The organism is [Clostridium] fimetarium (genome assembly GCF_900111235.1).
In the GTDB taxonomy this organism is placed as follows: Bacteria; Bacillota; Clostridia; order Lachnospirales; family Lachnospiraceae; genus Clostridium_N; species Clostridium_N fimetarium.
This window is the reverse complement of sequence record NZ_FOJI01000009.1, coordinates 57471-69159: the sequence shown is the minus strand read 5'-3', so window position 1 is coordinate 69159 and position 11689 is coordinate 57471. Positions and strand designations below refer to the sequence as shown.

Annotated in this window: 10 protein-coding genes; 4 read left to right on the top strand and 6 right to left on the bottom strand. The window is 34.4% G+C overall.

Annotated features, from left to right (window positions below):
* Nucleotides 1–136: 136 nt before the first annotated feature.
* The 4 genes from BMY18_RS12090 to BMY18_RS12075 all read right to left on the bottom strand — a co-directional run bounded on the left by BMY18_RS12090 (nucleotide 137) and on the right by BMY18_RS12075 (nucleotide 6628).
* Nucleotides 137–3055, bottom strand: a complete 2919-nt coding sequence (locus tag BMY18_RS12090; protein ID WP_170841389.1) for an AAA family ATPase — start codon at nucleotides 3053–3055, stop codon at nucleotides 137–139.
* A gap of 1 nt (nucleotide 3056) precedes the next feature.
* Entirely contained in the window at nucleotides 3057–4214 is a 1158-nt protein-coding gene (locus tag BMY18_RS12085) for an exonuclease SbcCD subunit D (protein WP_092454372.1), read from the bottom strand.
* A gap of 11 nt (nucleotides 4215–4225) precedes the next feature.
* Nucleotides 4226–5116, bottom strand: a complete 891-nt coding sequence (locus BMY18_RS12080) for a M15 family metallopeptidase (protein WP_092454370.1) — start codon at nucleotides 5114–5116, stop codon at nucleotides 4226–4228.
* A 102-nt stretch (nucleotides 5117–5218) separates the two neighbouring features.
* A complete protein-coding gene (locus BMY18_RS12075) occupies nucleotides 5219–6628 on the bottom strand; it encodes an aspartate ammonia-lyase (protein ID WP_092454368.1) in 1410 nt (469 codons plus the stop codon).
* A 532-nt stretch (nucleotides 6629–7160) separates the two neighbouring features.
* Here BMY18_RS12075 and BMY18_RS12070 point away from each other — a divergent pair.
* From BMY18_RS12070 to BMY18_RS12060, 3 genes are read left to right on the top strand one after another with little or no spacing between them, the layout of a single operon-like run.
* Nucleotides 7161–7712, top strand: a complete 552-nt coding sequence (locus tag BMY18_RS12070; protein WP_139197274.1) for an RNA polymerase sigma factor — start codon at nucleotides 7161–7163, stop codon at nucleotides 7710–7712.
* Nucleotides 7709–8470: a hypothetical protein gene (locus BMY18_RS12065; RefSeq protein WP_092454364.1), complete on the top strand. Its 762-nt coding sequence runs from the start codon at nucleotides 7709–7711 to the stop codon at nucleotides 8468–8470. Before BMY18_RS12070 ends, BMY18_RS12065 begins: the two co-directional genes overlap by 4 nt.
* A 33-nt stretch (nucleotides 8471–8503) precedes the next feature.
* Complete coding sequence (locus BMY18_RS12060) at nucleotides 8504–9445, top strand: hypothetical protein (RefSeq protein WP_092454362.1); 942 nt, start codon at nucleotides 8504–8506, stop codon at nucleotides 9443–9445.
* Nucleotides 9446–9599: 154 nt separating this feature from the next.
* Here the strand turns inward: BMY18_RS12060 and BMY18_RS12055 are convergent, their stop codons facing one another.
* A complete protein-coding gene (locus BMY18_RS12055; protein WP_092454360.1) occupies nucleotides 9600–9881 on the bottom strand; it encodes a type II toxin-antitoxin system Phd/YefM family antitoxin in 282 nt (93 codons plus the stop codon).
* A 261-nt stretch (nucleotides 9882–10142) separates the two neighbouring features.
* Entirely contained in the window at nucleotides 10143–10634 is a 492-nt protein-coding gene (locus BMY18_RS12050) for a cysteine hydrolase family protein (RefSeq protein WP_092454358.1), read from the bottom strand.
* A gap of 120 nt (nucleotides 10635–10754) precedes the next feature.
* On the opposite strand from BMY18_RS12050, the gene BMY18_RS12045 reads away from it, so the two are divergent.
* Entirely contained in the window at nucleotides 10755–11687 is a 933-nt protein-coding gene (locus BMY18_RS12045) for a helix-turn-helix transcriptional regulator (protein ID WP_092454356.1), read from the top strand.
* The last annotated feature ends 2 nt before the right edge of the window (nucleotides 11688–11689 follow it).

Genomic DNA, 11689 nt, shown 5'->3' with positions numbered 1-11689 from the left:
TATTTTACAGAGTCATTTTTGGCATGCATCATTTTTGTCTAATATAAGAGTTTTTTTTATGATTTTATGTCAAAAAATACCTAGTACTGTTTTTTTTATCAAACCATACTAGGTATTCTTTATGTATTCTATTTTATTAAAAGGACCATCTGATTCTGCTACCCTTTTCACTCTTTTCAACAATTAGTTTACAATCAATTTGCTCTTTTAATTCTGTTACATGGGATATAATCCCGACCAGTCTGTTATTTCCAGCAAGTTCATTTAAAATCATAATTGCCTGTTCCCTAGATTCATCATCAAGTGAACCAAATCCTTCATCTATAAACATTGTCTCAATATGAACTGCACCAGCCGAGTTCTGAATTACATCTGCCAACCCAAGTGCCATTGATAGTGCCGCCATAAATGACTCGCCACCTGAAAGCGTCTTCACATCTCTACTCGAATTCGTCACCATGCTAAATATATCCAAATCAAGACCGGCGGAACCCTGTCCACCCAATTCATCAATATTTCTACACTGTAGTTTAAATTGATTCGATACCATTTTTATTAAACGTTTATTCGCCGCAGCTATAATTTGTCTAAAGTATTGTCTAAGTACATATGTCTCAAAATCAATTTTTGCACTTCCTGCAAGATTACCATTTGCAGTTTTACTTAAAACGCTAATATTTTCATATTCCCGCTTCAAGTTTTCTCGCTTACCTGCTAAACTTTCCAACTTATTAAATGCATCTGAGTTTTGTTGCACGCTACTATATATAATTCTATGGCGTTCTTCAATCTCTGATTTTTCCCTTGAGATGCCTTTTTGCCGTTCAAGTAAAGAGTCAACTTCAATCACTGACTTTCCTTCCGTCTGCTTGGTTAGTACTAAAACATTTTCACTAGTTCGAATATTCTCTTCCTTAAATACTTCGATTTCCTTAAGAATGTATTCAAGCTCATCTTCTGTCTTTTTACTAAGTTTATAGTCATTCTCATCTTTAAATCCATTATCAACAATAGACTTTCGGTAATGCTCCTGCGACAGAACATATTCCTCTTCAAGTTTTGTGTAATTTGCTTTTTCGTTATCTCTTGCACCATTTTTTGCTTCCAGTTCACTGACAAGTTTTTGATACTGATAAGACTCTTCTTCAAATTTAAAGTTCAGATATTGTAGGCGTTGATTTGCCTCTATTCTATACTTTTCAGCCCTTTTCTTCGCTGTTTCCAATTGATATTGAGAAGAAATAAGCTGTTTACTAAATTCCTCGAATTTTTGTGATATTAATAGAAACCCTTTGTCATCTGCGACAAAATTAATCGCCACGATTTTCTTTGCTTCCCGTTCAATATAATCTAGTTCCTTATCATATTCACCTTTACTAATTTGAAAGGCTTGATTTGCCTTATCTCTAAGACCTTCTTGTAAATCTCTATCTTTTTTTGCTCTATCGACCTGCTCCTGCGTAACCGCTGCTGCTGACAATGGTGTTTTATTGGGATGTGTCATTGACCCGCATACAGGACATGGCTCCCCTTCTTTCAGCCCAATTGCTAAAATTCCTGCTTGTTCGCTTAAAAATGTTTCATAAAATTTCTCATACTCTTGAAATTTACTACGATAGCTACCAATCGCATCATCTAACTTTTGATAATCTCTCTTTTGTATATTATTTAGCTTTTCGATAACTTCAATATTTTTAGATAGGTTGCTAAGTGCCTCTTTTTTTGCAGTTAATTCTGTTACATCCGCTTCCATTTTAGCAAAATCAAACTTACAGTCTTGATATTCTTCTCTTAATTCACTTAATGTTTTTATCGCTCTTGCATCTATATTATTTCCGGCATTAAATCTATTTTTAAGTAAATTTTTATCTTCTGAAATAACGGAATCTATTCTAGCTATGATTTGCTGCAGATTCGGTTCTTCCTCATCCTTTTGATGTTTTAATATCTCTACCGATGACTTCTTCTCGTCAACGATACTTTGGTTCGCCGTAATCCACCTGCTCAACTCTGCAATTCTAGTAGCACCATCATCATATGCTTTCTTGCCGTTCCTATATCTTTCCTCAAATACGAACACTTTTTCGGCCTTCTTGGCACTATTTACAAGCAAAATCTTCTTATCAATGAATGGTTTTTGTTCTTTTAACTTTAATAACTTACGATTGGAATTTTCTAACTGTACAAATAATTGATTTAAATCATTAGCAGCCTTAAGCTGTGCATTTATTTCATCTAAATGTGTCTGTAAATCTGCTTCCTTCTTCTTAATTATCTTCTGGCTTGCCTTTTGCTCATTAATAATCTCTTTAATCAACGGTAATAACTTTTCGAAGTCGGGCTCTAACTTTTCTTTACACCCATAAAATGAATCTATATGCATACTATCTTCACTAACTGTTACATTATTAATTATGATTCTACATTCCTTATTATTATCCTCAAGCTTACCGTATATCCTCTTAAATCTATACTTTAACTCTTCTTCTATTTTCCAATATATCTTAGTATTAAATATTTTAGAAAATATTATCTTTCTATCGTCAGAATTAGCATGAAGCAACTTCAGAAAATCTCCTTGTGCAATCATAACCACTTGAGAAAACTGATTCGCATCAAGCCCAATAATATCAACAATCTTCTTATTGATATCTACCTTTTTCCCAATGAATTCTGAACCATCCGGCATAATCAGACTAACCTCTGCTTTTTGAGCCGCGCTATCATTCGTACCGTCCGCTTTCTTTCTTTTACTCTCTCGAATATATTCCGGATTGCGAATTATTGTGTATTCATTACTGCCATAATTAAATGTAAGTTTAACAAACGTGGGTACATCAAGTGCTGCATACTGACTTCTCATCATATTTCCATCACGTTGATTTCCACTTGTTTTATCATAAAGTGCATAATTAATGGCATCGTATATTGTTGTTTTTCCAGCTCCTGTATCCCCTGCGATCAAAAATATCCCATGATTTACTGCTGTAAAATCAACTTTTGTTTCAGCTGCATAAGAGCCAAATGCCGACATTTCTAGCCTTAACGGTTTCATATCACTCTGACTCCTTTGCATTATTTATAATTTCAATAATAATATTCTTCTCATCCTCTGTCATATCTCTAGATTGCATAGCAAAAAAGAACTTTTCAAATGCCAAAAACGGATCCGTAATCTTTTCTACTTCATCCGCATCTTCAAGCATATTTCTTGTTCTTTGATTATCCACCTTTACTTCTAGAATATGGGAATATACATCCATCAGTTGATCCTTCGGTTTGTAAAGTGAATCGTCTTCATCTATTAGAATCACACTAATAAAATCATCCTTATTATCCTTCGTGGCTGCTGCAATAACCTCCTGCAGTTTTCCTTTGATTTCTCTAACATCTCTTATTGGCTCAAATTCAATCTTTTCTAGCGCAATTGGAGTGTTTTTCTCTCCTATGGATACACATAGTATTGCTTTATTGTGATTCTTTTCGCTAACAGAATATTTTAGAGGTGTTCCACAATATCTAATATGTTCATGCCCTACCTGCTGTGGACCATGAATATGCCCCAATGCCACATAATCAAACTTGGCTATCGCAGAAATATCAACATTATCTATACCGCCAACACTAATCAGTTCAGAGTCACTTCGAACTGTTTCCTTATCTCCTGCCGTATAAAACTGATGCGATATAAGCACATTTCGTCTCGTATAATCTATATTTTCTCTCTCTATAATCCGTCTTAGAGCCTCATCATAGTTATCGATTGGCTCCTCAAAAACATTCCGAACATAACCAGGTTTCATAAATGGTAATAAATAAAAATCTATTTCACCAAATTCATCCGTGAGTGTTATCTTTTTAATAAAATCTTCCTTGTTTCTTGGCGGCATTCCAGCAATATATATATTATTTTTTCCAAGAATCTGACTAGCAAATTCCAAACGCTCTGGAGAATCATGATTTCCTGCAATAATAAGAATCGGAATTGATGGTTCAATAATCGATAATTCTGTCAGAAATTCATCAAACACATTAACCGCTTCCGCAGAAGGAACCGATTTGTCATAGATATCCCCTGCAATCATAATCACATCCGGTCTCTGCTTTGTTACTTCCGAAACAATTTTCCCGAAAACAACAATTTGATCGTCCTTTAGATTGTAACCATGCAATTGTTTTCCAATATGCAAATCTGACAAATGAAATAATTTCATATTGTCCCCCCTTATTTCATCAAATACCTAGCACAATATTCATCATATGTTATTCCTAACGCATATACAGCCGTAGCAGTGTCAACTCCAACATACCTAAAATGCCATTCTTCTGACTTATATCCTGTGATACCGATTGTTGAAGGCAGATATCTAATTATAAATCCATATTTTTGTACATTATCCTTAGCCCACTGATATTCTGGTGTGGTGCCAAAGCTATCATATACAACGGTAGCATTTTTAACATCGATAGCCAATCCTGTCTGATGTTCTGAAAATCCAGGCCTTGCACTATAAGTATCCGCATTCGTAACACCGTCTGATGCCGCATAATTATTATATAACGACTTCTGCGTACTATAACTCCTATAACCAGAAGCTCCAAAAATCGTATATCCTGCTTGTTTTGCACCATCACACAATTTATCAAACGCTTGTGCCGCTTCTTTTCTAAGCTTCAAGCCACTTGCAGCTGAATTAGCAGTTGTCACTTCTACTAGATCACTTGGCACATAATTATCTGGAAGTGAATTATATTTGTTACACAGTACCAGTATATCTTCTGGCTTCTGAATCACTTTAGTATTCGTATAAAATGCATTATCAAGTCCTATATTCACATAAGTGACTATATTTTCAAGTGTATAATCAGGATGTACAAGTGAATAAGCTTTGTATTCCTCTAGCTTTGCGCTCAAATAATAGGCCATATTTGAATATACTGGGACTGCTGCATTGGAGGGTAACGCAGATACAATATCTGATCCTAATATTTGTCCTGACGTTGTTGACATTGGCTGTTCTAACGTCGCTTCAATCTTAGAAGTAGTATTAGAATTGCATGCAGTAAGTGCAATTGCGGTAGTTATTAGTATTGTTGATAAAATAATTTTTTTCATATATTAAGAAATTCCTTTCATATTATATATTTATTATGTTACTAATTATTTTATCTTTTTATGTAACAATATACAATAGGAAAAATAAAGAAAAATGTAATTTTAGATTGCCATCTTTTTAAGGTCACTTTGTGGTTCAGTCATTATGATTGGATTTAAGATGATTTTTAATTGGGAAGAATTCAATAAACCTTTCTCTAATACTAACTGTTTTACCGAAATCCCTGTTTTCAAAGACTCTTTTGCAATTTCTGCAGATTTCTTATATCCAATATGAGGACATAGCGCTGTTGATATTCCCACACTCGCATTTAAGAGTTCACTACATCGTTCCTCATTTGCAGAAATCCCTAGTATACAATTATCTACTAATGTAGCAGCTGCAGCTTTTAGTGTCTCAATGGACTCAAACAATTTATAGAACAATACTGGCTCAAATGCATTTAATTCCATTTGACCAGACTCCGCTGCCATTGTAATCGTAATATCATTTCCTATTATATTAAATGCCACCTGTGAAACCACTTCCGGGATAACTGGATTTACCTTACCTGGCATAATTGAAGATCCATTTTGCATTGCAGGAAGATTAATTTCTGCCAGACCCGTCTTTGGTCCGCTAGACAACAATCTTAAATCATTACATATCTTTGAAATATTTACTGCACATATCTTTAGTGCTGCAGATACTTCAACGAATCCATCCAAATTCTGCGTAGCATCAAACAAATCTTCTGCTTGATAAAATTTATCATTACATACAAGGCTTACATTTTGGGCTATATTATCGAAATATATAGGGCTCACATTGATTCCGCTTCCAATTGCTGTGGCACCCATATTAAATGTATGCATAGTTTTTTCTACTCTAATCAGCCTTTCAATATCTCTTTTAATAACAGAGCTATATGCATGAAATGACTGTCCTAGTCTCATTGGCACTGCATCTTGCAATTGCGTTCTTCCCATCTTTATGATGTGGTCAAATTCAAATGATTTTTTCATCAATGCCGCATCTAATCGTTCTAATTGATAAATCGTTTTTGGAAGTAACGTCACAACTGCTAACTTTCCAGCTGATGGAAAAACATCATTTGTTGACTGCGCCATATTCACATGGTCGTTTGGATGAACAATTGAATAGTCTCCCTTTTCTCCCCCTAAGATTTCAATTGCGCGATTTGCAATCACTTCATTTGCATTCATGTTAGCAGAAGTACCAGCGCCTCCTTGAATGGCATCAACTATAAACTCATTATGTAATTTCCCCGCTATGATTTCGTCACTCGCCTTTATTATGGCATTTGCAATAGTTGAAGAAAGCATTCCTCCGGAACGATTTGTAATAGCTGCAGCTTTTTTTAATTTAGCCAGGCTAATAATTAATTCCTGATGCATTGTTTGGCCTGTAATTGAAAAGTTTCTCTTTGCTCTTAATGTTTGTACCCCATAATAAGCGTCCTTCTCTACTTCCAACATACCCATTGAGTCTGATTCCATTCTTGTCAACATTTTACCCTCTTCTCTGTTATTCGCTTTTTCTTTGTTTTCTCTGTTTTCTTTATGTCACTTTATTTTATTATGTTATTCATGTGTTTCCTTATCGTTTTTGAGAATAACACCTTAAGAATCAAATGTAAATATGGTTCAATAACTTCAAAACTTAAAGTTAAATATAGCGTGTTTCAATTGATATAAAGTGTATTATCGTGCTTTTTTCTTAATATTATTAAGTGTTATATTTGCTTTTTAGACACTTATGATCTCTTTTTATTTATTTTATATAGTTTTAAAGCAATTATTATGGTTCTCTTGTTTGAAGTTATAAATGTTGATAGTTCGTGGATCTTATATTATTATAGACTTAAGTATAGTTGCATAAATTTCAGGAATTCGACAATTTAGAAAAATAAAATATATTTACAATCAAAGTGAAAGTTATTTGATTATTTTACGATTATATAGTGAGCGAGATTTTCAATCTTTCATACACAAGAGTATTCGTATTGGCAATCAGTATATAAGAAGGGGGGGGGGGTTGAATGTGAATGATAAAATCATGGAATTACTTTGGCAGCGAAGTGAGGTGGCACTTAAAGAAATTTCTATACACTATGGGAATTTATTACACAGCATTGCATACCACGTTCTACCTTCGAATGATGATGTAGAGGAATGTGTAAATGATACATTGCTTGATATTTGGAACTCGGTACCACCGAAAGAACCAGAATCTATTTCTTCCTATGCATGTATGATCGTGAGACGGAAAGCGATTGATCGTGTGCGTTTTTATACTGCAAAGAAGCGCGGGGGAACAGAGTATGAAATATCGCTTGCTGAAATGGATGAATGCATTTTAAATATAAATGCAATACAAAGTGAAGATAGTGATCTTTCAGATGTAATTAATGAATTTCTTGGTGAGCTGTCTGCTGAGCATAGACACATATTTATGAGCCGATATTATGGATTCCAAAGTGTGGAGGAAATTGCTAACAGGCATTCCATAAGTAAAAATGCCGTAAATGTTCGTCTGACTAGGATGAGAAAAAAGCTGAAAATTTATTTAACTGAAAGGAGTATCTTTGTATGACTAAGAACGAGCAGCTGATCGACGCCATCGGAAGCGTAGATGTGAAATATATAGATGAATTTATTGCCGCAAAAATAGAGAACAAAATTAAGAAGCATAGACGTCCTTGGAAAAAAATAGCTGAAATAGCTGCTTGTTTTATGCTGATAGTGAGCGGAGCACTATTTATAAATTTACCACTACATAATAGGAGCCTAAACACAAAATCAACCAATGGTCCAATGTTTGGAGATGATATAGCCGGATATTTAAGCCCCTCGCAAGACCAGGACTCCAACCCTGAAACGTTGACGACTGTCGCCAAACGGTATGTTCCAACAGGAAAAGTTATAGATAGTTATACTTCTAATTCAGCGGCCTGTTATATACCACCTGATGCTGGGAAATATTTTTACTTTATTGAAGTTAATGATGCATTGAAAAAATATAATGACCAAAATCTAACATATTTCCTTGCTATCGATATTTTTGCAGACAATAAAGCATTAAATAATAGTAAAGATGAATTGAATATTGAGCTGCAGCGATTAAACAATCTTGGCTATCATGTTGGATATGCTATGTACTGGGAATATCAAGGGAAGGAGGAACAGGTCAGCAAATTTCGTGTAGCTGGTTTCTTTACCAAAGAGGAGCTCGATAGCTTTTGTGTCAATAAAATATATGGATATGCATTCAGTTTTATGTTAAATGGTGATCACTCGCCGGTATCGTCTCAGCAAGGAATTATAACCGACTATGATTTGATAGTAGAGTAGGGATAAAATTAAAAATCTGATTTGGAGGAGCATATGAGAGGGAAATCTTGGTTGAAGTATTTAGTCTATGCTGTTTTAGTAGCAGCAATGGTGATGTTAAGTGCTTATATAGAAGAAAAATTTATAAGAGGTCGTTTGTCTGATTGGAGATATCCGATGGCATGTATGGTTATTTGCATAACAATTGGATTGCTTTTAGGAGGAGAATACTTATTAAAAGAAATTAAAAAAGGTGGAAGATGGGGAATTGATTTCCCTAAACTCATTTTGGTTGGATTGCCAGCATTATATTTTTCAATTGCAAACTTTGGATTTGCGTCAGATAGTCCACTTTGGTCTAATATGATAAAAAATGTATCTTATACTGTGTGTGAGGTATGCGGAATTGTTTCTTATTGGACAGGATATGTGAGGATATTTCAGGTTATTCTTGGATATATTATTATAACAAGCTTCTATAAACGCACCAAAGATGATTTACATAATCAGATACCAACCAGCAATTTCAAATCATGGTTAAGGTATTTGGTAAATATTGTTTTGATAGTTATCGTAGTATTTTTAAGAGAACGTACGGAATCGGCAATCGTGTCGGGCAATCATATGCGTCAAATGGATGGTAAATATATAATTTATGGTATGGTTATGTGCATAGCGATTGGATTTTTGTTAGGAGGAGAAAACTTATTTATCGAAATAAAGAAGCAAGGGAAATGGAAAATTAATCTGCCTAAAGTAATTCTGCTTGGGTTGCCCGCATTATATATCTCACTTGCAGCGCTTGGTTATATACCTATTCATTGGTTGGCAACTATTTATAACTCTCCAATAGGTGTTATATTTCATCCTTGGACGGTGATTTGTATGAACATATGTTACGCAGAATATATTACATTAATCGAGGTGATACTTGGATATGTTATTATCACAAGTTTTTATAAATTCAGTAAGAATGGGTTAACGCACAATCAATAAAACTATTTCAGTATATAAATTCTATAAAAATAATTATTGAATGAATAGAATCCATCTGTGCAGATGGGTTCTATATATTTGCTTAAAATCAATAGTAAACAAAATTAGAGAGATTGCATATCAAGAGGACATTGATACTGCTGTATCGTAATACTCATTTATTGCGTAATAATGGAGGGATATCTAACTTTCTTAATGAAGATAAAGCTTCTTTGGCGTCGAATAATTCTGTTCCTGCTTTGTACTCCGGTTCTGCTTCAGTAACTATCTCCTCTGCCCTTGTTCCTTCTACTAATTTTTCATAGGTTTCTATACTCATAATAACCAAATCTCCATATCCATTCTTTGTTATAAATATCGGTTCTGAATTAGAATGACATATCTCTGAAATTTCATTTGTATCTCTTAAGTCTGTTATCGGTCTAATTTGTGGCATAATAATCGCCTCCTTTTTGTATGTTATTGTAACATTATTATGTACATTTAGCAATTCAATTATTAATCTAATACGTAAAGTGAAATTTTAAATTCCACTCCACACCCCCCAATTTTAACTCAAACTGGAATTTACACTTGCACATAGTTTTTGATATGATATTACATAGTTATCTGTCTGTCAGAAAGGATAATCCACGACTATGATGCTGTTTGGACAAAACTATCCAGCCGCCGCGCTATGCGGTTATATGGAAAGAGCTTAAATTAATAGGTCATTCAAACAAATAGTTTTACTTCCTTTACTTTCATAATAATGTAGCATTTCGTCAATTTTCCTTTTATCATAACTGGTAACGCAATCTGATAGGACATTAACGCCATAATTTGCTTTGCGTAAGTTGTAACAGGTTGATTTAACACAAGCAACAGCATCTGCTCCTGCTATGTAAAAGTCACAGATTTCATTTTTACTAATAAAGTCTGTAAATTCTTCACAACTTAATGCGTTTCCTTTGTATTTTGTAAAAATATTCTTTGATACCATTTTCATGTCTGAAGCTAATTCAGCCCCATATGTATCGGGTTTAAATGTCCTCGTTCCGGCTGATAAATTTTCATGCCTTATATAAATAACATAAATATTATTATTGACTGCCCAATCAATAGCTTTATTGATATTGCCAATAACATCCTTGTAATTCTTTGTTATGTCATTTTGAATATCGATGATTACTAAGGCTTTATTTTGCATAGTGTTTCCTCCTGACAGGTAGATTGATTTGTTTGCTTTTTTATCATACCTTGCAATTGTTGACAACAGTATGGCAACAATCTACAATGATAACAAGAAATTTTGGAAGGTGGTTATCAGATGAAAGTTGATAGGCTTGTTAGCATTATTATGATACTCCTTGATAAGAAGCGTATAGGCGCACAGGAGTTAGCAGATATGTTTGAAGTTTCACCCCGCACAATCTACCGTGACATAGACACTATCAACATGGCGGGTATTCCTGTTCGGTCAACATCGGGAGTGGGCGGCGGCTTTGAAATCATGCAGAAATACAAGATTGATAGAAAGGTTTTTTCGACTGCCGACCTTTCCGCTATCTTGATGGGGCTTTCCAGTCTTTCCAACATGATACGAGGTGATGAACTGGTAAATGCCCTTGCAAAAGTCAAGAGTTTTATCCCCGCCGACAGAGCGAAAGACATTGAATTAAAAGCAAATCAAATATATATAGATTTAAGTCCGTGGATGGGTAACAGGAACATACAATCATATTTAGAAATGATCAAAACAGCGTTACAGGAAAGCAAGCTACTTTCGTTTGAATATGCAGACCGCCACGGAAATAAAACCACACGAACAGCCGAGCCGTATCAGCTTGTATTGAAAAGTAGTCATTGGTATTGGCAAGGATATTGCCATAAAAGAAATGATTTTCGCTTATTTAAACTATCCCGCATGTCAAACCTACAAATACAAGCGGAATTTTTTACGCCACGAGATTATCAAAAACCACAGTTGGATTTTACTGATATTTTGGCAACTCTGCAAACACCAATCAAACTTCGAATTCATAAATCTGTCATGGACAGGGTACTTGATTATTGCTCTTATGAACAATTTTCGCCAGACGGTGATGAGCATTACAATGTTAATTTTCCTTTCATAGAGAATGAATACTACTACAGTATTCTTTTCAGTTTTGGGGATAAATGCGAGTGTTTAGAGCCGTTACATATCCGCACAGAAATGAAGCGTAGAATACATGATATAGCTACCATATACGAAAGTTAATA

Bases quoted from the DNA above. Each gene is read 5' to 3' on its own strand.
- BMY18_RS12090 (WP_170841389.1), bottom strand. From the start codon at position 3,055: ATGAAACCGTTAAGGCTAGAAATGTCGGCATTTGGCTCTTATGCAGCT.
- BMY18_RS12085 (WP_092454372.1), bottom strand. From the start codon at position 4,214: ATGAAATTATTTCATTTGTCAGATTTGCATATTGGAAAACAATTGCAT.
- BMY18_RS12080 (WP_092454370.1), bottom strand. From the start codon at position 5,116: ATGAAAAAAATTATTTTATCAACAATACTAATAACTACCGCAATTGCA.
- BMY18_RS12075 (WP_092454368.1), bottom strand. From the start codon at position 6,628: ATGTTGACAAGAATGGAATCAGACTCAATGGGTATGTTGGAAGTAGAG.
- BMY18_RS12065 (WP_092454364.1), top strand. From the start codon at position 7,709: ATGACTAAGAACGAGCAGCTGATCGACGCCATCGGAAGCGTAGATGTG.
- BMY18_RS12060 (WP_092454362.1), top strand. From the start codon at position 8,504: ATGAGAGGGAAATCTTGGTTGAAGTATTTAGTCTATGCTGTTTTAGTA.
- BMY18_RS12055 (WP_092454360.1), bottom strand. From the start codon at position 9,881: ATGCCACAAATTAGACCGATAACAGACTTAAGAGATACAAATGAAATT.
- BMY18_RS12050 (WP_092454358.1), bottom strand. From the start codon at position 10,634: ATGCAAAATAAAGCCTTAGTAATCATCGATATTCAAAATGACATAACA.
- BMY18_RS12045 (WP_092454356.1), top strand. From the start codon at position 10,755: ATGAAAGTTGATAGGCTTGTTAGCATTATTATGATACTCCTTGATAAG.